Annotated in this window: 17 protein-coding genes; 8 read left to right on the forward strand and 9 right to left on the reverse strand. The window is 60.7% G+C overall.

What is annotated here, in order from left to right; translation table 11 throughout:
• Positions 1-162: 162 nt before the first annotated feature.
• Genes ACUXAC_RS15825 through mtnN form a run of 3 tightly spaced genes read right to left on the reverse strand, consistent with a single transcriptional unit; the run spans position 163 to position 2,286 of the window.
• The gene (locus ACUXAC_RS15825) at positions 163-777 is read right to left on the reverse strand and encodes a TRIC cation channel family protein (protein ID WP_038873529.1); all 615 of its coding nucleotides are present in this window, start codon (positions 775-777) and stop codon (positions 163-165) included.
• Positions 777-1,562 carry a vitamin B12 ABC transporter substrate-binding protein BtuF gene (btuF, locus tag ACUXAC_RS15830; RefSeq protein ID WP_064290783.1) on the reverse strand — a complete coding sequence of 262 codons (786 nt, stop codon included), beginning with the start codon at positions 1,560-1,562 and terminating at the stop codon, positions 777-779. Before btuF ends, ACUXAC_RS15825 begins: the two co-directional genes overlap by 1 nt.
• A 22-nt stretch (positions 1,563-1,584) precedes the next feature.
• On the reverse strand, positions 1,585-2,286 hold the full coding sequence (mtnN, locus tag ACUXAC_RS15835; protein ID WP_049200308.1) for a 5'-methylthioadenosine/S-adenosylhomocysteine nucleosidase: 702 nt from the start codon (positions 2,284-2,286) through the stop codon (positions 1,585-1,587).
• A gap of 129 nt (positions 2,287-2,415) precedes the next feature.
• On the opposite strand from mtnN, the gene dgt reads away from it, so the two are divergent.
• Together dgt and degP are read left to right on the forward strand one after the other, a co-directional pair.
• Positions 2,416-3,933, forward strand: coding sequence for a dGTPase (gene dgt / locus ACUXAC_RS15840; protein WP_025301593.1), 1,518 nt, complete (start codon positions 2,416-2,418; stop codon positions 3,931-3,933).
• A 179-nt stretch (positions 3,934-4,112) separates the two neighbouring features.
• Positions 4,113-5,552 carry a serine endoprotease DegP gene (degP, locus tag ACUXAC_RS15845; RefSeq protein WP_454266778.1) on the forward strand — a complete coding sequence of 480 codons (1,440 nt, stop codon included), beginning with the start codon at positions 4,113-4,115 and terminating at the stop codon, positions 5,550-5,552.
• Positions 5,553-5,619: 67 nt separating this feature from the next.
• On the opposite strand, the gene barA is transcribed toward degP, so the two are convergent.
• Positions 5,620-8,346, reverse strand: coding sequence for a two-component sensor histidine kinase BarA (gene barA, locus ACUXAC_RS15850; RefSeq protein WP_038873538.1), 2,727 nt, complete (start codon positions 8,344-8,346; stop codon positions 5,620-5,622).
• Positions 8,347-8,412: 66 nt separating this feature from the next.
• Here barA and rlmD point away from each other — a divergent pair, with 66 nt between their 5' ends.
• From rlmD to eno, 5 genes are all read left to right on the forward strand, one after another.
• Positions 8,413-9,762 carry a 23S rRNA (uracil(1939)-C(5))-methyltransferase RlmD gene (rlmD, locus tag ACUXAC_RS15855; protein WP_387443191.1) on the forward strand — a complete coding sequence of 450 codons (1,350 nt, stop codon included), beginning with the start codon at positions 8,413-8,415 and terminating at the stop codon, positions 9,760-9,762.
• A gap of 9 nt (positions 9,763-9,771) precedes the next feature.
• Positions 9,772-12,003, forward strand: coding sequence for a GTP diphosphokinase (relA, locus tag ACUXAC_RS15860; RefSeq protein WP_038873545.1), 2,232 nt, complete (start codon positions 9,772-9,774; stop codon positions 12,001-12,003).
• A gap of 92 nt (positions 12,004-12,095) precedes the next feature.
• Positions 12,096-12,890, forward strand: a complete 795-nt coding sequence (mazG, locus tag ACUXAC_RS15865) for a nucleoside triphosphate pyrophosphohydrolase (protein ID WP_033649234.1) — start codon at positions 12,096-12,098, stop codon at positions 12,888-12,890.
• A 348-nt stretch (positions 12,891-13,238) separates the two neighbouring features.
• On the forward strand, positions 13,239-14,876 hold the full coding sequence (pyrG, locus tag ACUXAC_RS15870) for a glutamine hydrolyzing CTP synthase (RefSeq protein ID WP_033637139.1): 1,638 nt from the start codon (positions 13,239-13,241) through the stop codon (positions 14,874-14,876).
• Positions 14,877-14,957: 81 nt separating this feature from the next.
• Positions 14,958-16,253: a phosphopyruvate hydratase gene (eno, locus tag ACUXAC_RS15875; RefSeq protein ID WP_038873548.1), complete on the forward strand. Its 1,296-nt coding sequence runs from the start codon at positions 14,958-14,960 to the stop codon at positions 16,251-16,253.
• A 116-nt stretch (positions 16,254-16,369) separates the two neighbouring features.
• Here the strand turns inward: eno and ACUXAC_RS15880 are convergent, their stop codons facing one another.
• From ACUXAC_RS15880 to ACUXAC_RS15895, 4 genes are all read right to left on the reverse strand, one after another.
• Positions 16,370-17,764 carry an amino acid permease gene (locus ACUXAC_RS15880; protein WP_060422516.1) on the reverse strand — a complete coding sequence of 465 codons (1,395 nt, stop codon included), beginning with the start codon at positions 17,762-17,764 and terminating at the stop codon, positions 16,370-16,372.
• A 102-nt stretch (positions 17,765-17,866) separates the two neighbouring features.
• Positions 17,867-19,402 (reverse strand): histidine ammonia-lyase, encoded by a 1,536-nt coding sequence (gene hutH, locus ACUXAC_RS15885; RefSeq protein ID WP_421115329.1) that lies wholly within the window; start codon positions 19,400-19,402, stop codon positions 17,867-17,869.
• Entirely contained in the window at positions 19,399-21,090 is a 1,692-nt protein-coding gene (gene hutU / locus ACUXAC_RS15890) for a urocanate hydratase (protein WP_041033306.1), read from the reverse strand. Before hutU ends, hutH begins: the two co-directional genes overlap by 4 nt.
• Before the next feature lie 375 nt (positions 21,091-21,465).
• A complete protein-coding gene (locus ACUXAC_RS15895) occupies positions 21,466-22,806 on the reverse strand; it encodes an MFS transporter (RefSeq protein WP_015376678.1) in 1,341 nt (446 codons plus the stop codon).
• A 327-nt stretch (positions 22,807-23,133) separates the two neighbouring features.
• Here ACUXAC_RS15895 and queE point away from each other — a divergent pair, with 327 nt between their 5' ends.
• Positions 23,134-23,805 (forward strand): 7-carboxy-7-deazaguanine synthase QueE, encoded by a 672-nt coding sequence (gene queE / locus ACUXAC_RS15900; RefSeq protein ID WP_387443200.1) that lies wholly within the window; start codon positions 23,134-23,136, stop codon positions 23,803-23,805.
• A 30-nt stretch (positions 23,806-23,835) separates the two neighbouring features.
• Here the strand turns inward: queE and queD are convergent, their stop codons facing one another.
• Positions 23,836-24,195 carry a 6-carboxytetrahydropterin synthase QueD gene (gene queD, locus ACUXAC_RS15905; RefSeq protein ID WP_004932638.1) on the reverse strand — a complete coding sequence of 120 codons (360 nt, stop codon included), beginning with the start codon at positions 24,193-24,195 and terminating at the stop codon, positions 23,836-23,838.
• Positions 24,196-24,470: the final 275 nt, after the last annotated feature.

The following is a 24,470-nucleotide window of genomic DNA, read 5'->3' on the forward strand; positions in this document are numbered from 1 at the left end:
AAAAAGTTTTAACAGCGCGGGAAAGGAATTAACCTGCGGATAACAGAATTTTACATCGTCACTACGCTATTTTTCGGTCGAAAATAATACCATCAACCCCGTTAATAGTCTAATAAATCACCAGGTGCGGCGTTGCAAAGCGTCGCCCCGCAGGGCGACGGCTCAGCGTTCGAGAATAAAGGCGGGCAGTTTGAGGTGCCAGCGGATGGCTGCGAGGCGAATGGCCAGGGTGATGATCATGCCCAGCATCATGGCCTGTTGCAGCGGCATGTGGAAGGTGTAAAACGCCGTGGCGTGCACGATGCCGCCGATGATGCAGGCGGTGGCGTAAATTTCGGTGCGCAGGATCATCGGGATCTCGCGCGCCAGCACGTCGCGGATAATGCCGCCGCCGACGCCGGTGATCACCCCCATGCAGATTGCCACCAGCGGGCCGGTGCCGGCTGCGAAGGCCTTGTTGACGCCGATGCCGACGAACACCGCCAGCCCGACGGCGTCCAGCACCGGCAGCACCCACTTCGGCAGCCGGCGCGGCTGGCGCACCAGCAGCAGCGTCAAGACGCAGGTGATCATCGCCACCACCAAATCGGTGGGATCCTTGACCCAGAACACCGGGCCGTTGGCCAGCGCCATGTCGCGGATGGTGCCGCCGCCGACCGCGGTGACCACGCCCAAGACCAGCACGCCGAACGGATCCATGCGCAGCTTGCCGGCCAACAGCACGCCGGAGACGGCGAACACCGCGGTGCCGAGAATATCCAACCAGAACACCAGCATCAGCGGATCTCCGCTAGCTGGCGGCACAGCTGCTGCGCCGCCAACGCAATGCGCGGCCCGCCGCGGTTGAACCAGTCTTCGTTCAGCGCGATCACCGGCACCTGCAGCTGCGGGGCCCAGAAGGCTTTCACACTGGCGGCTTCTTTCGCGCCCCCGGTGATGACGATGGCCTGCGGCTGGCGCGCCAACACCTGCTCGCGGCTGATCTGCGGCCAAGGGGTGCGGCTGTCGGCGAAGACGTTCTGCCCGCCGCACAGCGCCAGCACCTGGCTTTGCAATGTGGCGCCGGCGCTGGTGAACAGTGGCTGGGTGCCGAACTGCAGCAGCACGCGCCGCGATGGGTTAGCGGCATACTGTTGTTTGAGAGCGGCGAACTGGCGGCGAAGGCCCTCCGCCGCCTGATGCGCCTGCTCCGGGTGCGGGCTGTATTGCGCCAGCTGGTCCAGCAAACCGGCGATCCCTTCGAGGGTGTCGGCGTCCGCATAGAAAATCGGGATGCCGAACGCGGCGAGCTGATCCAGCACGCGCTGCGGATTGCCGCCGCGCCAGGCGAGGATCAGGTCCGGCTTGAGCGCCAGCACCCGCTCCAGATTGATGCCCTGCCAGGAGGCTACCTGCTCCAGCTTGGCGGCCTGCGGCGGATAATCGGAATAGGCGCTCGCCGCCACCAGCACATCGCCCATGCCGGCGGCATAGGCGAGTTCGGTCGCGTTGGGCGCCAGGCTGATCACCCGCTGAGCGGCGCCGGCCGGCATGGCCAGCCAGAGCGCCAACAGACAGAGCATCGAGGTGAAGCGCAGCCTCACATCAACCGCGCTTGGCCAGGGTTTGCAGCATGGCGTTGACCATCAGCGTAGACTGCTTGGCCGCTACCACCAGGAACTCGTCAAAGCTCATGTGCGATTCGCTGTCGGCGACGTCGGAAATGGCGCGCACCACCACGAACGGCGTGCCGAACAGATGGCAGACGTGGGCGATCGCTGCGGCTTCCATTTCCACGGCGGCGACGCGCGGGAAGGTGGCGCGAATGCGCGCCAGCGGCTCGGCGCCGTTGATGAAGGCGTCACCGCTGCAGATCAGGCCGCGCACCGCGTGCAGATCCAGCTGTTTGATGCAGCTTTCCGCCAGCGCGATCAGCGCGTCGTCGGCGACGAACGCCGCCGGGCAGCCGGCCATCTGGCCCGGCTCGTAGCCGAAGGCGGTGACGTCGGCGTCGTGGTAGCGCACTTCTTCCGACACCACGATATCGCCCACGCGCAGGGTGCTGGCCAGGCCGCCGGCGGAACCGGTGTTGATCACCAGATCCGGGCTGCAGTGTTCCAGCAGCAGGGTGGTGCCCATGGCCGCCGAGACTTTACCGATGCCGGATTTCAGCAGAGCCACGTCAACGCCGCCGATCTGGCCGGTGTAGATTTCGCAGCCCGCACGCTGGATGGTTTGACGGTTTTCGATTTGATCGCGCAGCAGGGTGACTTCCTGCTCCATTGCGCCGATGATGCCTACTTTCATAAATAACACTCGCTGATTGGCCGTGAGAATTGCGGCATAGTCTATCATGGCTGTGTATGAGAGATAATGCGTTGCATCCGCTGCCGGGAATTGTTATCACGGGGGCAGGGCGCAACGGCGGAGAAACAGATGTCCGGGATCGACTTCAAGCAAAAAATCAGCTTCCAACGGCCTTTCAGCAAACCGATCGAGGCCGAGGAAGAGTACGACATCGTGCGGCAATTCGAGAGCGATCGCGGGCGCATCGTCAACTCGGCCGCCATTCGCCGTCTGCAGCAAAAAACCCAGGTGTTTCCGCTGGAGCGCAACGCGGCGGTGCGCAGCCGCCTGACGCACTCGATGGAGGTGCAGCAGGTTGGGCGCCACATCGCCAAAGAGATCCTCAACCGCTTCAAACAGGCGGGGAGAATTGATGAGCTCGGCCTGACCCGGCTGCTCGATCCGTTTGAAAGCATCGTGGAAATGGCCTGCCTGATGCACGACATCGGCAATCCGCCGTTCGGTCACTTCGGCGAGTCGGCGATCAACGACTGGTTTGCCCAACGGCTCGATCCCGCCAGCTGCGGCAGCGAGCCGGGCAGCCACGATCGCTGCCAGGTGGCGACGCTGCGCCTGCATGAGGGGGAGAGCGATCTGAACCGGCTGCGCAGCCGGATCCGTCAGGATCTCAGCCACTTCGAGGGCAATGCCCAAGCGATCCGCATGGTGTACAGCCTGCTCAAGCTCAACCTGACCTACGCGCAGGTCGGCTGCATTTTGAAATACACCCGCCCGGCCTACTGGGCGAGCGACATCCCCGCCAGCCACAGTTACCTGATGAAAAAGCCCGGCTACTATCTGGCGGAAGAGGCCTTCGTCGATCGGCTGCGGCGCGAGCTGCACATGGGCGAGTTCGATCGTTTCCCGCTGACCTATATCATGGAGGCCGCCGACGATATCTCGTACTGCGTGGCCGATCTGGAAGACGCGGTGGAGAAGAGCATTTTCACCGTCGAGCAGCTGTATCAGCACCTGATTCAGGAGTGGGGCGAGGTGGTGCCGGGCGATCTGTTCGACAAGACCGTCGCCAGCGCGTTTCGCAAGATCGATCGCGGCGGCGCGCGGCGCAGCGCGGAAGATCAGTTCTTCATGTATCTGCGGGTGTTTACCGTGGCGCGGCTGGTGCCGCACGCGGCGCAGCGCTTTATCGACAATCTGGACGCGGTCTATCAGGGCAGTTTCAATCAGGCGCTGCTGGAGGACTCCAGCCCGGCGTACCGGCTGCTGAAAATATTTAAAAATGTGGCGTTCAAGCACGTGTTCAACCACCCGGAGGTCGAGCAACTCGAGCTGCAAGGCTACCGGGTGATCAGCGGCCTGCTGGACATTTACAGCCCGCTGTTGGCGATGTCGCTGGCGGATTTCAGCCAACTGGTGCGCGAGGACAGCCATCGCGCTTACCCGATCGAAACGCGCCTGTTCCACAAGCTGTCCACCAAGCATCGGCTGGCGTATGCGGAGGCGGTAGAGGGGCTGCAGCATTTATCGCCGGAGCAGCAAGCCATTCGGGAATATTATTTCCGCGCGCGTTTATTGCAGGACTATATCAGCGGAATGACCGACCTTTACGCCTATGACGAATATCGTCGATTGATGGCGGCGGAATAATTACGCTGAAGAATAATTTTAGCAATTCCAATCGGTTGGCTGTCTCGAGTTTTGTAAAGACGGACAATATTTGTTTACTATTGCCAATCATCTGTGCCGGAACTTCGGGCTATTAATTAACTCTGAATAAGCACGCAAGACAGCCATTCTTTTTGAACGACTTTATAAGAGACACACAGATGAAAAAAACCGCATTAGTTCTGAGCGCACTGGCATTCAGTATCGGTATGGCGATGGGCCCGGTCACGGCCAGCGCCGCTGAAACCGCCTCTTCCAGCACCCAACAGCTGCCGAGCCTGGCGCCGATGCTGGAAAAGGTAATGCCTTCCGTGGTGAGCATTAACGTTGAGGGCAGCACCACGGTCAATACGCCGCGCATGCCGCAGCAGTTCCAACAGTTCTTCGGCGAAGATTCACCGTTCTGCCAGGACGGCTCGCCGTTCCAGGGCTCGCCGATGTGTCAGGGCGGCGAACAGCCTGGGCCGGATGGCCAGCCGCAGGGCACGCAGCAGAAATTCCAGGCGCTGGGCGCCGGGGTGGTCATCGATGCCGCCAAGGGCTACGTGGTGACCAATAACCACGTGGTGGACAACGCCAACAAGATCCAGGTGCAGCTGAGCGACGGCCGCCGTTTCGACGCCAAGGTGATCGGCAAGGATCCGCGTTCCGATATTGCGCTGATCCAGCTGAAAGACTTCAAGAATCTGACGGCGATCAAGATGGCGGATTCCGATCAGCTGCGCGTCGGCGATTACACCGTGGCGATCGGCAACCCGTACGGGCTGGGTGAAACCGCCACCTCGGGCATCGTATCCGCCCTGGGGCGCAGCGGCCTGAACATCGAAAACTACGAAAACTTTATCCAGACCGATGCGGCGATCAACCGCGGTAACTCCGGGGGGGCGCTGGTTAATCTCAACGGTGAGCTGATCGGCATCAACACCGCGATCCTGGCGCCGGACGGCGGTAACATCGGTATCGGCTTCGCCATTCCGAGCAACATGGTGAAAAACCTGACGGCGCAAATGGTCGAATATGGCCAGGTGAAACGCGGCGAGCTGGGCATCATGGGTACCGAGCTGAACTCTGAGCTGGCCAAGGCGATGAAGGTCGACGCGCAGCGCGGGGCCTTCGTCAGCCAGGTGATGCCGAAGTCTTCCGCGGCGAAGGCGGGCATCAAGGCCGGCGACGTGATCGTCACCATGAACGGCAAGGCCATCTCCAGCTTCGCCTCGTTCCGGGCGGAGATCGGCACGCTGCCGGTCGGCAGCAAGATGTCGCTGGGCATTATTCGCGACGGCAAGCCGGTGACGATTGACGTCACGCTGGAGCAAAGCGCACAGACCCAGGTGGCCTCGGGCAATATCTACACCGGCATTGAAGGTGCCGAGCTGAGCAACACCCAGGTCGGCAATGTGAAGGGCGTCAAGGTTGATAGCGTGAAAGCCGGCAGCGCCGCGGCGCGCATCGGCCTGAAAAAGGGCGACGTGATCCTGGGCGTGAACCAGCAGCCGATCCAGAACCTGGGTGAGCTGCGTAAAATCCTCGACAGCAAGCCGTCGGTGCTGGCGTTGAATATTCAGCGCCGCGAGAGCCAGCTGTACCTGCTGGCGCAGTGATAGGCGTCAGGCGTTAAAAAAACAAAGGCACGCTGCGGCGTGCCTTTTTGCGTTATGGCCTGAGGATTCAGGCGGGTTGCGCCAGATGCGCGCGCGCCGCGTGGATCACCAGTTCAATCTCATCCAACAGCTCCAGCCACTCCGGCTCCAGTTCGTCGTTGGTGATGCCCTGACGCAGCTGCCGCTCGAGGTAGAAACACAGCTGCTTGAGGCGCGGCACGCCGCTGTAGCTGCAGCTGCCGTGCAGCTTATGGACCAGATCGAGGATCTCGTCGTCATGCTGGCCGTCGAGCAGCGCCTGTACCCGTTCGCGCACCTGCGGCAGGAAATCGAGCAGCATTTGCAGCAGATCGCGCGCCAGGTCCGGTTTGTTGGCCGCCTGACGCAGCGCCAGCGGCCAGTCGAGCGACAGCGGTGCGTCGTCGGCGATGGCGTTTTCCACGTCGCCGCTGTGGTAGCGCGACAGCACGCGGGTCAGCATTTTCTCGTCGATCGGTTTGGCCAGATAGTCGTCCATCCCGGCCTGCAGCAGGTGCTCGCGCTCGCCGCTGGCGGCATGGGCGGTAACGGCGACGATCGGCGTGGAGTTGTGATGCGGCAGCTGGCGGATCAGTTCGCTGGCGTGAATGCCGTCCATCTTCGGCATCTGAATGTCCATCAGGATCAAATCCAGCACGTTGTCGCGCGCTAGCGCCAGCGCTTCCTCACCGCTCTCGCACAGCAGGGTTTTTTCTACCTGTTCCCCCAGCAGCGTGCCGATCAGCTTCAGGTTGGCCGGGTTGTCGTCAACCGCCATCACCGTCAGCGGCAGGCGTTTACGCTCAGGCTGCGCGGTGAGGCGTGCCGGCGCTTCCATCCGGAGCAGAGGGAACAGTCGGGTGCTGGTGATCGGCTTGATCAGACAGCCGAGCGCGCCTTGTTGTTTAAGCAGCTCGGCGTCGATCTGCGCCTGGCACGGCAGCGCCAGAATCACCCGATCGGCCAGCTTCAGCGAGGCCAGCAATTTGTCCTCGTGCTGCGCCATGTTGTCGCGGAACGGGATGGGCACGCCGGCCAGCAGGAAGTCATAGTGGCCTGGCGGCAACTGGCCCAGCGTCGGCGAGTGGGTGATCACCAGCTGCGTGATGCTGAGCATGTTGAGCGTCGCCTGCGCCGCCGTTGGGTTGGACTCGATATAGGCGAGCGTTTTGCCGCTCAGGTCCGGCAGGCTCGGCGCCAGCGACAGCATGCCCTCGTTCAGATCCAGCGTGATGTGGAACCAGAAGGTCGAGCCGCGGTTCAACTGGCTGTGGAAGCAGATATCGCCCCCCATTTCTTTCACCAGTTTTTGCGTGATCACCAGCCCCAGCCCGGTACCGCCGTGGCGGCGGGAGATGCTGGCGTCCGCCTGACGGAACGCCTGGAACAGCTGCGACTGCTGGCGTTCGGAGATGCCGATGCCGGTGTCGTGGATCTGCACTTCCACCTCCACCCGGCGATCCAGCTGTTTGCGCAGCTCGACGCGAATGTCGATATTGCCGGTTTCGGTGAACTTGATGGCGTTGCCCAGCAGGTTGGTGATGATTTGCTGTAGGCGCAGCGAGTCGCCGATCACCTGCTCCGGCACGTCGTTGTGCACATCCAGCGTCAGCTCCAGCCCCTTGTCGTGGGCGCTGGGTGCCAGCAACACCACCACTTCGTCCAGCGTTTCACGCAGGGCGAAAGGAATATGCTCCAGCACCAGCTTGCCGGCTTCCAGCTTGGAGAAGTCCAGCACGTCGTTGATGATGGTCAGCAGGTTGTTGGCCGAGCGTTCGATGGTCTGCAAATAATCGGTCTGGGTCGCGCTCAGATCGGTTTTCAGCATCTGGCGGGTGAAGCCGATCACGCCGTTGAGCGGTGTACGCAGCTCGTGCGACATGTTGGCCAGGAATTCGGACTTGATGCGCGCCGCCTCCTGCGCGCGTTTTTTCGCCAGATCCAGCTCGACGTTCTGGATCTCCATCTGCTCCAGGGTTTCACGCAGATCGGAGGTGGCCTGATCGATGTTCTGCTGCATCTCTTCGTGATAGGCGGTGAGCGACATCGCCATCGAGTTGATGCCATTCTTCAGCATGTGCAGCTCGCCGAGCATGTAGCCCTCCACGCGGCTGTCGAGCTGGCCGCGGCGGATGCGGTCGACGGTGTTCACCATGTTGCGGATCGGGCCGGTCACGTCGCGCATCAGCCGGTAAGCGAACAGGATAGCGATGCACATGCACAGCAACAGCAGCAGGGTGGAGACGAAGACCTCTTTATATTGCTGCAGCCGCACTGACTGCAGATCCAGCTCGATCGCCACATAGCCTAGGTTGTTGTCGGGGTGGCTGCCGCCGTCGGCGGTTTCATCCGGATACTGGCTTTCCGACAGGATCGGCGTGCGCAGGATCAGCGAATCGCCGCGTCGGGTGAGCATCAGCTCGGTGGGCAACGGCACGCCTTTCGGCAGCTGCAGCTGAGCGAAGTTGTGATGATAATTGGAGGTGACGAACAAATTATTCTGCGCATCGAACACGGTGATCGAACGCACGATGTCCGAATGGCGGCGGTGCAACAGGCTGACCAGCTGCCTGACCGATTCTCGGCTGCGGAACGTCATGCCGTACTCGCTGGCCACCGCCAGCGGCTCGATGATGCTGGCGCCGGCGTCGACCAATTGCTCCTGCAGCTCGTTATAGCGGTGCACCACGAAGAAGGTGCTGAGCAGCAAACCAATCAGCAAGGTCGGGGCCAGAATCAGGATCATCATGCGCGCACGCAGGCTGTATTTGGTCATGGGATTCCAATGTGGGAGAATTGACAGCTGACACTAGCTTAATGAACCAGCACACAATCGACAAATATGGCGCAATTCTACTCTCCCAAACGCCGCGTGACGACCCGGCAGAGCTCACAAATCTTCACCGTGACGGTGAGCGATCTCGATCCTTTCGGCCAGGGCGTGGCGCGCCACGACGGCAAAGCGGTGTTCGTGCCGGGCGTATTGCCGGGCGAGCAGGCGGAAATCCAGCTGACCGAAGACAAGCGCCAGTTCGCCAAAGGCAAGCTCAAACGCTTGCTGAGCCGTAGCCCGCAGCGGGTGACGCCGCGCTGCCCGCATTTCGGCGTCTGCGGCGGCTGCCAGCAGCAGCATGCGGATGAAGCGCTGCAGCAGCAGAGCAAGGCGGCGGCGCTGGTGCGCATGATCGCCCGCGAAACCGGGGTGACCCCGCAGCAGGAACCGGTGATCGCCGGCCCGGAATACGGCTATCGCCGCCGCGCTCGCCTGAGCCTGGCATGGCAGCCGAAGTTGCAGCGCCTGATGATGGGTTTTCGACAGGCGGCCTCCAACGAGCTGGTGGCGGTGGAGCACTGTCCGGTGCTGCGGTCGGAGCTGGAACAGCTGCTGGCACCGGTGCGCGCCTGCCTGAGCGGGCTGCAGGCGGTACGGCGGCTGGGGCATGTGGAGCTGGTGCTGGCGGACAACGGCCCGCTGCTGGTGCTGCGCCATCTCGACGCGCTGAAAGAGGCGGATCGGCAGGCGCTGTTGGCGTTTGGCGAGCGGGAAAACGTCGCCGTCTATCTGGCGCCGGACAGCGATCGCGTGGAGAAACTGTGCGGTGACACGCCGTATTATCAGGTTGACGGGCTACGCTTAGACTTCAGTCCGCGCGACTTTATTCAGGTCAATGACGTCGTAAACCAACAAATGGTGGCGCAGGCCCTTGAATGGCTCGATATTCAACCCAATGATCGGGTGCTGGACCTGTTCTGCGGCATGGGCAACTTCACCCTGCCGTTGGCGCGCCGGGCCGCTGCGGTGGTGGGCATCGAAGGTGTTGCCACGCTGGTAGCGAATGGGCAATATAATGCACATAAGAATAAGCTGAATAATGCATCGTTCTTCCACGAGAATCTGGAGGACGACGTTGCGCGGCAACCTTGGGCAGCACAAGGGTTTGATAAGGTGATGCTGGATCCCGCCCGTGCCGGTGCGGCCGGGGTGATGTCACACATTGTAAAACTGGCGCCGGCGCGGGTGGTGTATGTTTCCTGTAACCCCACCACGCTGGCTCGCGACAGCAAAGTGCTGTTGAGCGCCGGTTATCGTCTTGCGCGCGTGCGGATGTTGGATATGTTTCCGCACACGGGGCATCTTGAATCAATGGCGCTGTTTATCAACGAGCGCGCGCCAGAGGTCGCTGCAAAGTAGGGAGAAGTTATGGTTGCGGTAAGAAGTGCACATCTGAATACGGCGGGTGAATTCGCTCTCGATGAGTGGATCGCTGGCTTGGGGCTACCTAACCCGCAGTCATGTGAGCGATTGGCCGCAACCTGGCGTTATTGTGAGCAGCAGACCCAGAACCATCCCGACGCCTCGCTGCTGCTGTGGCGCGGTCTGGAGATGGTGGAAATCCTCTCGACGCTGAGCATGGACAACGACAGCATGCGCGCCGCGCTGCTGTTCCCGCTGGTGGACGCCGGCATCGTGCAGGAAGAGACCCTGACCGAAGCGTTCGGCAAGGGCATCGTCGCGCTGGTGCACGGCGTGCGCGACATGGACGCCATTCGCCAACTGAAAGCCACCCAAAACGATTCGATGGCCTCCGAACAGGTCGACAACGTGCGCCGCATGCTGTTGGCGATGGTGGAGGATTTCCGCTGCGTGGTCATCAAGCTGGCGGAGCGCATCGCCCATCTGCGCGAGGTGAAAGACGCGCCGGAAGACGAACGCGTGCTGGCGGCGAAGGAATGTTCCAACATCTACGCCCCGCTGGCCAACCGGCTCGGCATCGGCCAGCTGAAGTGGGAGCTGGAGGATTTCTGCTTCCGCTACCTGCATCCGGAAGAATACAAGCGCATCGCCAAGCTGTTGCATGAGCGCCGCATCGATCGCGAACAGTTCATCGACGATTTCGTCGCCGGGCTGCGTACCGAGATGGCCAGCGAAGGCATTCGGGTGGAGATCTACGGCCGGCCGAAACACATCTACAGCATCTGGCGCAAGATGCAGAAAAAGCACCTGGCGTTCGACGAACTGTTCGACGTGCGCGCGGTGCGCATCGTGGCGGAGCGCCTGCAGGATTGCTATGCGGCGTTGGGCATCGTGCATACCCATTTCCGCCATCTGCCGGACGAGTTCGACGACTACGTCGCCAACCCGAAACCCAACGGCTACCAGTCGATCCACACCGTGGTGCTGGGGCCGCGCGGCAAAACCGTCGAGATTCAGATCCGCACCCGGCAAATGCATGAAGACGCCGAGCTGGGCGTGGCCGCGCACTGGAAGTACAAAGAGGGCGCGGGCGTGACCGTGCGCTCCGGCTACGAAGAACGCATCGCCTGGCTGCGCAAGCTCATCGCCTGGCAGGAAGAGATGGCGGACTCCGGCGAGATGCTCGACGAAGTGCGCAGCCAGGTGTTCGACGATCGGGTCTATGTGTTTACGCCGAAAGGCGACGTGGTGGATCTGCCGGCCGGCTCCACGCCGCTCGATTTCGCTTACCACATTCACAGCGACGTCGGTCACCGCTGTATCGGCGCCAAGATCGGCGGCCGCATCGTGCCGTTTACCTATCAGCTGAAGATGGGCGATCAGATTGAGATCATCACCCAGAAGCAGCCGAACCCGAGCCGCGACTGGCTGAACCCGAACCTGGGCTATGTCACCACCAGCCGCGGGCGCTCGAAGATCCATAACTGGTTCCGCAAGCAGGATCGCGACAAGAACATTCTCGCCGGTCGTCAGATGCTGGACAACGAACTGGAGCATCTCGGCATCAGCCTGAAAGAGGCCGAGAAGCTGTTGATCCCGCGCTACAACATGAACTCGCTGGACGAGGTGTTGGCGGCGATCGGCGGTGGGGACATTCGCCTGAACCAGATGGTGAATTACCTGCAGGGCAAGTTCAACAAGCCGAGCGCCGAAGAGCAGGATCGCGAGGCGCTGCGCCAGCTGGTGCAGCAGAAAGCGCCGCCGCCGGCCCGCAACAAGGACAATGGCCGGGTGGTGGTGGAGGGCGTGGGCAACCTGATGCACCACATCGCCCGCTGCTGCCAGCCGATCCCGGGCGACGACATCGTCGGCTTTATCACCCAGGGGCGCGGTATTTCGATCCACCGTGCGGACTGCGATCAGCTGGTCGATCTGCAATCGCACGCGCCGGAGCGCATCGTCGACGCGGTATGGGGTGAAAGCTACTCCAGCGGTTATTCGCTGGTGGTGCGCGTGATGGCCAACGATCGCAGCGGGCTGCTGCGCGACATTACCACCATTCTGGCCAACGAAAAGGTCAACGTACTGGGCGTCGCCAGCCGCAGCGACACCAAGAAGCAGTTGGCCACCATCGACATGGATATCGAAATCTACAACCAGCAGGTGCTGAGCCGGGTGCTGGCGAAGCTGAACCAGCTGCCGGACGTGATAGACGCCAAGCGTCTGCACGGCAACTAAGCTCACATCGCCTTCGGGCCGTATCGATAGCGGATACGGCCCGAATTCGGCGTGCGCCCCCATGCGCTTCCATTCTTTCTCAGAGATTTTTTATGACCCAATCCACTCCGCTGCAGCGTCTGCTGAACATCATGAAAACGCTGCGCGACCCGCAGATCGGTTGCTCGTGGGACCGCAAGCAAACCTTCGCCACCATTGCGCCTTATACGTTGGAAGAGACTTACGAAGTGCTGGACGCCATCGAGCGGCAGGATTACGCCGATCTGCGCGACGAGCTGGGCGATTTGCTGTTTCAGGTGGTGTTCTACGCCCAGATGGGGCAGGAGCAGGGGCTGTTCGATTTCGATGAGGTGTGCACCGCCATCAGCGACAAGCTGGAGCGCCGTCACCCGCACATCTTCGGCGACGCCGAGGGCGGAGACAGCGAAGCCGTGGCGGCGCGCTGGGAGCAGCTGAAGGCCGGCGAGCGCGCCGAAAAAGCGCTGCACTCGGTGCTGGACGACATTCCGCAGGCGCTGCCGGCGTTGATGAAAGCGCACAAGATCCAGAAACGCTGCGCCTCGGTCGGCTTCGACTGGAATACCCTGGGCCCGGTGCTGGACAAAGTGTACGAAGAGATCGACGAAGTGATGCACGAAGCCCGCCAGGCGGTGGTCGACGAGAGCAAGCTGGAAGAGGAGATCGGCGATCTGCTGTTCGCCACGGTGAACCTGTCGCGCCATTTAGGCCACAAGGCGGAGAACGCGCTGCAGGCGGCGAACCGCAAGTTCGAGCGCCGCTTCCGCCAGGTGGAAGAGATTGTCCAGCAAAGCGGGCTGCGGCTTGAAGACGCCACGCTGGAGCAGATGGAAGAGGCCTGGCAGCAGGTGAAACGTCAGGAAAGTTGAATCGCCGCGACAATGTTGATCGCCGACAAGGTTCGCTCAAGCTGAAACGGTTAAGCTTTCGGTCAGGTTAGAGGCGCATGGCTGCCGGCGGCAGCAAAAGGGCAACAAACTGAAATCTAAGGCGTTTTATCGCTCCTGAGGGGCGGTAAAAAGAAATTTTCTCTGCTAACTCTTTGTTTTACCTGGAGGGTTTAGGCGGCGCCGGCGGAGTAAACCCTGATGAACACGGGAGGGCGGCCGAGATGATGGACAGCAAAACGATCGTTTGTAGGTCAGGAGAGGTTCGGGTATACTACTTTCCCGTCCTGGTTCTTCCATCGTCTTTAAACCTAAACTCTCAGGTTCAGCATGACAACTAATTATATTTTTGTGACCGGCGGGGTCGTATCCTCTCTGGGTAAAGGCATTGCCGCAGCCTCTCTGGCGGCTATTCTTGAAGCCCGTGGCCTCAACGTTACCATCATGAAACTGGACCCGTACATCAACGTGGATCCGGGCACCATGAGCCCGATTCAGCATGGGGAAGTTTTCGTCACCGAAGACGGCGCAGAAACCGATCTGGATTTGGGTCACTACGAGCGCTTCATCCGCACCAAAATGTCGCGTCGCAACAACTTCACCACCGGCCGCATCTACTCCGACGTGCTGCGTAAAGAACGCCGCGGCGACTATTTGGGTGCGACCGTGCAGGTCATTCCGCACATCACCAACGCGATCAAAGAGCGCATCATCGAAGGTGGCGAAGGCCACGATGTGGTGCTGGTGGAAATCGGCGGCACCGTCGGCGATATCGAATCGCTGCCGTTCCTCGAAGCCATCCGTCAGATGGCGGTGGAAGTGGGCCGCGAGCACACTCTGTACATGCACCTGACGCTGGTGCCGTACATGGCGGCGGCCGGTGAAGTGAAAACCAAGCCGACCCAGCATTCCGTAAAAGAGCTGCTTTCCATCGGTATTCAGCCGGATGTGCTGATTTGCCGTTCCGATCGCGCGGTTCCTGCTAACGAACGCGCTAAAATCGCGCTTTTCTGCAACGTGCCGGAAAAAGCGGTTATCTCTCTGAAAGACGTTGATTCTATTTATAAAATCCCAGGCCTATTGAAATCTCAGGGGCTGGACGATTATATTTGTAAACGATTCAGCTTGAACGCACCGGAAGCCAACCTGGCCGAATGGGAACAGGTGATCTACGAAGAAGCCAATCCGGGCGGCGAAGTGACCATCGGTATGGTCGGCAAATACGTTGAGCTGCCGGACGCCTACAAGTCGGTGATCGAAGCGCTGAAGCACGGCGGGCTGAAAAACCGTCTGACCGTAAACATCAAGCTGATCGATTCGCAGGACGTGGAAACCCGCGGCGTGGAAGTGCTGAAAGGGCTGGACGCGATCCTGATCCCGGGCGGCTTCGGCTACCGCGGCGTGGAAGGCAAAGTGATGACCGCACGCTATGCGCGTGAGAACAACATTCCTTATCTGGGCATTTGCCTGGGCATGCAGGTGGCGTTGATGGAGTTTGCTCGCAACGTGGCAGGCATGGAAAACGCCAACTCCACCGAGTTTATGCCAGACTGTAAGTACCCGGTGGTGGCGTTGATCACCGAATGGCGCGACGAAGACGGCAACGTCGAAGTGCGCAGCGAAGAAAGCGATTTGGGCGGCACGATGCGCGTAGGTGGCCAACAGTGCAACCTGATCGACAACAGCCTGGTGCGTCAGCTGTACGGCGAACCGACCATTGTCGAGCGTCACCGTCACCGTTACGAAGTTAACAACATGCTGTTGAAGCAGATCGAAGCCGCAGGGCTGCGTGTCGCCGGTCGTTCCGCCGACAACAAGCTGGTCGAGATCATTGAACTGCCGAATCACCCGTGGTTTGTAGCCTGTCAGTTCCACCCGGAATTTACGTCTACGCCGCGTGATGGGCATCCGCTGTTCGCCGGCTTCGTGAAAGCCGCAGGCGAGCATCAGAAGCGCCAGGTGAAATAAAATATTTGGTAGGCGGCGCGCGGTGAGAACCGCGCGCTGTTTGTCTGGAGTTTTAGTTTAACTTGTACTGAGGAAAACCTAATGTCCAAAATCGTTAAAGTCATCGGTCGTGAAATCATCGACTCCCGCGGTAACCCGACTGTTGAAGCCGAAGTTCATCTGGAAGGCGGTTTCGTAGGCCTGGCTGCTGCGCCGTCAGGTGCTTCTACCGGTTCCCGCGAAGCGCTGGAACTGCGTGACGGTGACAAGTCTCGTTTCCTGGGTAAAGGCGTACTGAAAGCCGTTGCTGCAGTAAACGGTCCGATTGCTCAGGCAGTACTGGGTAAAGATGCCAAAGACCAGGCGAACATCGACAAGATCATGATCGATCTGGACGGCACCGAGAACAAATCCAACTTCGGCGCCAACGCCATTCTGGCGGTTTCCCTGGCAGCAGCGAAAGCGGCCGCAGCCTCTAAAGGCATGCCGCTGTACGAGCACATCGCTGAACTGAACGGCACCCCAGGCAAATTCTCCATGCCACTGCCGATGATGAACATCATCAACGGCGGCGAGCACGCTGACAACAACGTCGACATTCAGGAATTCATGATTCAGCCGGTTGGCGCGAAAACCCTGAAAGAAGCGGTGCGCATCGGTTCTGAAGTGTTCCACCACCTGGCGAAAGTTCTGAAAGCCAAAGGCATGAACACCGCCGTGGGCGACGAAGGCGGCTATGCACCAAACCTGGGTTCCAACGCCGAAGCGCTGGCGGTTATCGCTGAAGCGGTAAAAGCGGCAGGCTACGAGCTGGGCAAAGACGTGACTCTGGCGATGGACTGTGCGGCTTCCGAATTCTACAAAGACGGTAAATACGTGCTGGCCGGCGAAGGCAACAAAGCCTTCACTTCCGAAGAGTTCACTCACTTCCTGGAAGATCTGACCAAACAGTACCCAATCGTGTCTATCGAAGACGGCCTGGATGAATCCGACTGGGCGGGCTTCGCTTACCAGACCAAAGTTCTGGGCGACAAAATCCAGCTGGTGGGCGACGATCTGTTCGTGACCAACACCAAGATCCTGAAAGAAGGCATCGAGAAAGGCATCGCTAACTCCATCCTGATCAAATTCAACCAGATCGGTTCTCTGACCGAAACGCTGGCTGCTATCAAGATGGCGAAAGACGCTGGCTACACCGCGGTGATCTCTCACCGTTCCGGTGAAACCGAAGACGCGACCATCGCCGACCTGGCGGTAGGGACTGCGGCTGGCCAGATCAAAACCGGTTCTATGAGCCGTTCTGACCGCGTTGCCAAATACAACCAACTGATCCGTATCGAAGAAGCGCTGGGTGACCGTGCGCCGTTCAACGGCCTGAAAGAAGTTAAAGGCCAGTAAGTTCGACCGATTCGGTTGTTAAATAAAAACCCGCTGCGGCGGGTTTTTTTATGGTCGGCGTTTGGCCAAAAGCGCAATAAAAAACCCGCCGCAGCGGGTTTTATCAGAAGCGAGCGTTACATCTGCTGCGTTGCCGCGCTCACCGGCGAGCCGCCGCCTTTCTTGCGCACCCACAGCCAGTAAGCCACGGTGAGTAAAGCGATCCACACCAGCCCGACGTACAGCGCGATGCGGCTCTCTTCGAAGTAGCCGAGCAGGCCGATGACAAATGCCATAAAGGCGGTCGCTAATGCCGGCGCCACTGGCCACCATGGCACCGGGAAGCTCAGCTGACGGGTTTCCTCCGGCGACAGCGTGCGGCGCATGACGATCTGCGACAGCAGGATCATCAGCCACACCCAGACGGTGGCGAAGGTGGCGATCGAGGCGATGATCATGAAGACTTTCTCCGGGATCAGGTAGTTGAGCACCACCGCCAACAGCAGAGCGACCGACATCACCAGCACCGTCATCCAGGGCACGCCGCTGGCGGTCAGTTTGGTGAAACTGCGCGGCGCCTGGCCGTCCTGCGCCATGCCGTACATCATGCGGCCGGCGCCGAAGATGTCGCTGTTAATGGCCGAGATGGCGGCGGTGATCACCACCACGTTCAGTACGTTGGCGGCGGAGCTGATGCCGAGGTTGCTGAAGATCTCCACGAACGGGCTGCCGTTCTGGCCGATGCTGTTCCACGGGTAGATCGCCATCAGCACCGTCAGCGTCAGCACGTAGAACAGCAGGATGCGCACCGGCACGGCGTTGATCGCTTTCGGCAGCACTTTGGCGGGGTCTTTCGCCTCGCTGGCGGTAATGCCGATGATCTCGATGCCGCCGAAGGCGAACATCACCACCGCCAATGACGCGACCACGCCGCCGATGCCGTTAGGCATAAAGCCGCCGTGCTGCCACAGGTTGCTGATACCGGTGGCGTGCTGGGTTTGGCCGAAGCCGAACAGCATCACCGCTGCGCCGCCGACGATCATCGCCACGATGGCGGCGACCTTGACCAGCGACAGCCAGAATTCCAGCTCGCCGAATACCTTGACGCTGCACAGGTTGAGCGCGCCGATAAACAGAATGATGCTGAGCACCCAGACCCACTGGGCGACCTCCGGGAACCACAGCCCCATATAAATGCCGAAGGCGGTGACGTCCGCCAGGGCGACGATCACCATTTCGAAGGTGTAGGTCCAACCGGTGAGGAACCCGGCCAGCGGGCCGAGATAGTGGCTGGCGTAGTGGCCGAACGAGCCGGAAACCGGCTGGTGCACCGCCATTTCACCCAGCGCGCGCATTACCATGAACACCGCCGCGCCGCCCACCAGGTAGGCCAGCAGCACGGCCGGGCCGGCCAGCTGGATGGCGCCGGCGGAGCCGTAGAACAGGCCGGTGCCGATCGCCGAGCCGAGAGCCATGAAACGGATGTGCCGCGCGTTTAGTCCGCGTCTGAGTTGTGTCGTTTCGTTACGCATGTTGCTTCCCGTTAAGTGTTTGCCGAACAGGCACGCGCTGCCCGCGCCGGGTGGAACGCACCCGGCGGGGCAGAACAAACTGCGTGATTCAGAGTGTGATGATTATGCCTGGCTAGGCAGCAGCGCCGCAGGCAGCAGCGATGTCAGGTGACCGGCCGCCAAGAGTTGGCTGGCGGCTTCAATGTCGGGGGCGAAGAAACGGTCCTTGTCGTAGAAACTGACATGCTCGCGCAGCAGACGGCGCGCCTGCTCCAGACCTTCCGAGGTCTTCAGGCCGTTGCGGAAATCCAGGCCCTGGCAGGCGGCCAGCCATTCGACCGCCAGAATGCCGCGCACGTTGTCCGCCATGCTCCACAGGCGGCGACCGGCGGCCGGCGCCATGGAAACGTGGTCTTCCTGGTTGGCGGAGGTCGGAATGCTGTCGACGCTCGACGGGTGCGCCAGCGCTTTGTTTTCGCTGGCCAGCGCCGCGGCGGTCACCTGGGCGATCATGAAGCCGGAGTTCACGCCGCCGTTCTCCACCAGGAACGGTGGCAGCTGCGACATGTGCTTGTCCATCATCAGCGAGATGCGGCGCTCGGACAGCGAACCGATTTCGGCAAACGCCAGCGCCAGGTTATCGGCGGCCATCGCTACCGGTTCGGCGTGGAAGTTGCCGCCGGACAGCACGTCGCCCTGTTCGGCGAACACCAGCGGGTTATCGGAGACGGCGTTGGCTTCAATTTCCAGCACCTCGGCGGCCTGGCGGATCTGCGTCAGGCAGGCACCCATTACCTGTGGCTGGCAGCGCAGGGAGTAAGGATCCTGCACTTTTTCACAGTTGCGGTGCGAGTCGGAGACTTCGCTGCGCGCGCCGAGCAGGTGGCGATAGGCGAGGGCGGCGTCGATCTGGCCGCGCTGGCCGCGCACCTCGTGGATACGCGCATCGAACGGGCTGCGAGAGCCCAGCGCCGCTTCCACCGTCAGGCTGCCCGCCACGGTCGCGGCGGCGAACAGATCTTCGGCATCGAACAGGCCGCGCAGCGCGAAGGCGGCGGAGACCTGGGTGCCGTTCAGCAGCGCCAGGCCCTCTTTCGCCGCCAGCGTCAGCGGTTTCAGGCCGGCTTTGGCCAGCGCTTCGGTCGCCGGCAGCCATTGGCCCTGATGGCGCGCCTGGCCTTCGCCCAGCAGCACCAGGCTCATGTGCGCCAGCGGCGCCAGGTCGCCGGAGGCGCCGACGGAGCCTTTCAGCGGAATATGTGGATAAACTTCGGCGTTGACCAGCGCGATCAGCGCCTGAATGACTTCCAGACGAATGCCGGAGAAGCCGCGCGACAGGCTGTTGATCTTCAGCACCATGATCAGGCGCACCAGGTTGTCGTCGGTCGGCTCGCCCACGCCGGCGGCGTGTGACAGCACGATCGAACGCTGCAGGTTTTCCAGATCGTCGCGGGCGATGCGCGTCGAAGCCAGCAGGCCAAATCCGGTGTTGATGCCGTAAGTGGTGCGGTTTTCTTCAACGATGCGTTCCACGCAGGCCACGCTCTGCTGGATTGGCGCGTAGGCGTTGTCGTCCAGCGTCAGCGTCACCGGGTGTTGATAGACGTCGCGTAGCTGGGCCAGCGTCAGTTTGCCTGGGTGAATAGTCAGCGCTTTCATGCTTTTTCTCCTTGGGTCGCGGCAACCATCGGCAGGTTCAGGCCTTGCTCACGGGCGCAGTCGATAGCGATATCGTAACCGGCGTCGGCGTGACGCATGACCCCGGTAGCCGGGTCATTGTGCAGGACGCGGGCGATGCGCTCGGCGGCCTCGTCGGTGCCGTCGCAGACGATCACCATGCCGGAGTGTTGGGAGAAGCCCATACCGACGCCGCCGCCGTGGTGCAGGGAAACCCAGGTGGCGCCGCTGGCGGTGTTCAGCAGGGCGTTCAGCAACGGCCAGTCGGAAACCGCATCGGAACCGTCTTTCATCGCTTCGGTTTCACGGTTCGGGCTGGAAACGGAGCCGGAATCCAGGTGGTCGCGGCCGATGACGATCGGGGCGGACAGTTCGCCGCGGCGCACCATCTCGTTGAACGCCAGGCCCAGCTTGGCGCGCTGGCCAAGGCCAACCCAGCAGATGCGCGCCGGCAGGCCCTGGAAGCTGATGCGCTCGCGCGCCATGTCCAGCCAGCGGTGCAGGTGTTCGTCATCCGGGATCAGCTCTTTCACCATGGCGTCGGTTTTGTAGATGTCCTGCGGATCGCCGGACAGCGCCGCCCAGCGGAACGGCCCGATACCGCGGCAGAACAGCGGACGGATGTAGGCCGGCACGAAGCCCGGGAAGTCGAAGGCGTTGTCGACGCCGGTTTCTTTCGCCATCTGGCGAATGTTGTTGCCGTAGTCGAAGGTCGGCACGCCCATCTGCTGGAACGCCAGCATGGCTTTGACGTGATCGGCCATCGACTGTTTGGCGGCGGCGACCACTTTAGCCGGCTCGGTCTGGGCGCGCTGGCGATACTCTTCCCAGCTCCAACCCTTCGGCAGGTAGCCGTTCAGTGGATCGTGGGCGCTGGTCTGATCGGTGACCATGTCCGGGCGCACGCCGCGGCGAACCAGCTCAGGCAGAATTTCCGCCGCGTTGCCGCACAGGGCGATGGAGATGGCTTTGCCTTCTGAGGTGTATTTTTTGATGCGGGCCAGCGCGTCATCCAGATCGTTGGCCTGCTCATCGACGTAGCGGGTTTTCAGGCGGAAATCGATGCGGCTCTGCTGACATTCGATGTTCAGCGAGCAGGCGCCCGCCAGCGTCGCGGCCAGCGGCTGCGCGCCGCCCATGCCGCCCAGGCCGGCGGTCAGTACCCAGCGGCCCTGCAGGCTGCCGTCGTAATGCTGGCGGCCCGCTTCGACGAAGGTCTCATAGGTGCCCTGAACGATGCCCTGGCTGCCGATGTAGATCCAGCTGCCGGCGGTCATCTGGCCGTACATGGCCAGGCCTTTGGCGTCCAGTTCGTTGAAGTGTTCCCAGGTCGCCCAGTGCGGCACCAGGTTGGAGTTGGCGATCAGCACGCGCGGGGCGTTGCTGTGGGTTTTGAAGACACCGACCGGCTTGCCGGATTGCACCAGCAGGGTTTCGTCTTCTTCCAGCGTTTTCAGGGTTTCGACGATCTTGTCGTAGCAATCCCAGTCGCGTGCGGCGCGGCCGATGCCGCCGTACACCACCAGCTCGTGTGGGTTCTCCGCAACTTCAGGATCGAGGTTGTTCATCAGCATGCGTAACGGCGCTTCGGTCAGCCAGCTTTTTGCGTTTAATTGTGTGCCGCGTGGCGCGCGTACATCGACATTGCGAACTTTGTTATTTGTAGTCACAGCAGTTTCCTCAAACAGTATCGGTGCAGATTCCATGCCGCGGTGGGGATGAGTACCACGGCATAACAATGCGTAGGGCTTATTAACATATACTTGTATGTACAAGCATATGCAACACTGACCAGTTGCCGCTGAAAAGTGGCATAAGAAAAAGTTATTTTCTTTTTATATCAGGTTGATATGCGATTTTTCATCGCCGGCTTCATGTGCGAAAAGCCTGAGAAAAGTGAGCTGTTCGGCAAAAATGAATTAAAAATGACTCATTTTTGGGCGGCTAGTCACAATATTTTTACAGACTGATTACAGTTGGCGGCTGAGGATAAACAAGCCCTATCACCGCGGGAAGAAAGCCCGCCGTGGGCGGGCTTGCCAGGCTCAGGCGGCCGGTTGCAGCATCGGCTTGCGGCTCATCTTGCACACCGTGGCGATGGCGGCGATCAGCGCCGGAACGCACAGGAACATCAGGATGCTCTGCACTTCCCACTGCATCGCCAGCAGTTGGGCGCCCATCATGGTGCCGGCGACGCCGCCGAAGCGGCCGATGCCCTGCATCCAGGCGATGCCGGTGGCGCGGCTGTGGGTGGGGTAGAAGGTGGCCGCCAGCGTTTGCAGCCCGGACTGCGCACCGTTCATGGTGACGCCCATCAGGAAGATGAAGGCGCCCAGCAATACGATCTGCTTGTCTTCGGTCGCCATCGCCACGATCAGCAGGGCGGTGACGACAAAGCCGCTCGAGACCACCTTGTGCGCATTCCAGCGATCCATCAGCCAGCCGGCTACCAGGATGCCGAGCGTGCCGCCGAAGGTGAACAGCGAGGTGAGCATCGCAGACTGTTCCAGCTGATAGCCCAGCCCCTGCATCAGGATTGGCATCCAGCTCAGCAACACGTAGTAGATCACCAGCCCCATGAAGTAGGTCACCCACAGCATCAGCGTGCCGAGCAGGTAAGGGCGGCTGAACAGCAGGCCGACGCTGGTCTTGGCCTGCGTCAGCTTCTCTTCGTACAGGTAAAAACGCGTTACACCATCAAGGCTCTGGCTGACGAAGCGTTGCGCGATGCGCTTGATCTTCGCCGCATCCTGCCCGCGGTTGACCATATATTTGACCGATTCCGGCAGCAGCAGGATCAGCAAGACCGTCAACGCCAGCGGCGCAATGGCGCCGAGCAACAGCACGCTGTGCCAGCCGTAGCTCGGGATCAGCCACGATGAAATGGCACCGCCGCCGGCCGCGCCCAGCGGAAAGCCGCAGTACATGGTATTGATCGCCAGCGAACGGCAGCGCTGCGGCGCGTATTCGGAGATCAGCGTGATGGCGTTGGGCATCGCCGCTCCCAGCCCGAGGCCGGTGAGGAAACGCCACAGCGTCAGGCTATTGAGCGAGCCGGCGTAGGCGGTGGCCAGGCTCGACAGGCCGAAGAACAGGCAGGAAAACACCAGCACGCGCTTGCGGCCGATGCGGTCGGAGATTGGCCCGGCGATCAGCGCGCCGAGCGACAGCCCCAGCAGCGCGGCGCTCAGCACCGGCCCCAGATCCTGTTTGACGATGCCCCAGTCTTTGGCGACCGAGGGGGCGATATAGCCCATGGCGGCGGTATCGAAACCGTCGATGGCGAGGATCAGGAATCCGAGAATGATCAGGGTCCAGTGAAACAGCGAAAACTTGCTGTCGTCGATGGCCTGCTGAATGTTCAACTCGCTGGTGGAATGAGTCATGGCACCCTCTAAACGCAGATGTAGTCGTGATGGATGGAACGTGGCCGAAACTGGCGCTCGGCTTGTGTTTGCTTGTATATACATCTGCGCGTCGGCGCTTTATGTCAAATATAATTATCTTATTTGTTAACTGCGTGTTGTTTTCTGTGGAGCAGGTTGCACCGCGGATGAAAGGCCAAAGCACGACTCACAAATTAAATGAGCGCCATTGGCGGTGGGATATGCTAGCGGCGGCGCGGAGAATAAAATTTAATACAATTTTGGCCGTTTGGTCGGCGGGCCGGAATCTGCGATAATCGCTTTTTACTTTTCCAGATTGAGAAACCGATGCAGTACCCGATCAATGAGATGTTCCAAACCTTGCAGGGCGAAGGCTTTTTCACCGGCGTGCCGGCCATTTTTATCCGCCTGCAGGGCTGCCCGGTAGGGTGCAGTTGGTGCGATACCAAACATACCTGGGAAAAGGAAGCCAATCGGGAAGTCGACCTGCAACGGATCCTGGTCAAAACAGAGGAAAGCGACGCCTGGGGCAATGCCGGCGCCGAGCAGCTGCTGGCGGTGATGCGCCAACAAGGTTACACCGCGCGCCATGTGGTGATCACCGGCGGCGAACCCTGCATCTACGATCTGACGCCGCTGACCGAGCTGTTCGAACAGCATGGCTACGGCTGCCAGATTGAGACCAGCGGCACCCACGACATTCGCTGTTCCGCCAAAACCTGGGTGACGGTTTCGCCGAAGGTGAATATGCGCGGCGGCATGAAGGTGTTGGATCAGGCGCTGCGGCGCGCCGACGAGGTGAAGCATCCGGTGGCGCGCGAGCGCGACATCGAGGCGCTGGACGCGCTGCTGGCGACGCTGCAGGACGGCAAGGCACGGATTATTGCGCTGCAGCCGATCAGCCAGAAAGAAGAGGCGACCCGCCTGTGCATCGAAACCTGTATCGCGCGCAACTGGCGGTTGTCGATGCAGACCCACAAGTATCTGAACATCGCCTAAAATCAGGGCGCCTTTGCGGCGCCCTTTCTTTTAACCTTTATATACGCATCCCGCAGTACAGGTCTCTTTCACCATCACCGCAGTCAGTTCCGGCAACTGGGGCTTGAGCTGCTGCCAAATCCAGGCGGCGAGCACTTCGCTGGTGGGATTTTCCAATCCTGGAATATCGTTCAGATAATGGTGATCCAACCGCTCCCAGATCGGGGAAAACACAGCCTTGAGCTCGGCGAAATCCATCACCCAACCGGTGTGGGGGTCCACTTCACCGGTCACTTCCAGACGCACCATAAACGAATGCCCATGCAGGCGGCCGCATTTATGGCCCTCCGGCACGTGCGGCAAACGGTGTGCGGCTTCAAACTGAAAATCTTTAAACAGCGTGGTTGCCATTATTACGGCCTCATTGACTCAAAAACCGCCGCATAGTACCGGAAAGCGCGTCTGCTTGCCATTTATACCGTTATGGTCTAGCGCCGCGATAACTGCGCCCGGTTAACACTTTTTTTGTTTGGTGTTTGCGGCACCTATCGGCTGGGGTAATGAGCCGAAATGTTGAACGGTGAAAAAACGATGAAAAAAAGCGCTTTAATTTCATCTGGATAAAAAACTTTGTTTAACGGTTTAAGCGTTATCCCTTACCAGAAAAACAGCTTAGTCATTTTGGT

The organism is Serratia sp. 121840015-1, assembly GCF_053627655.1.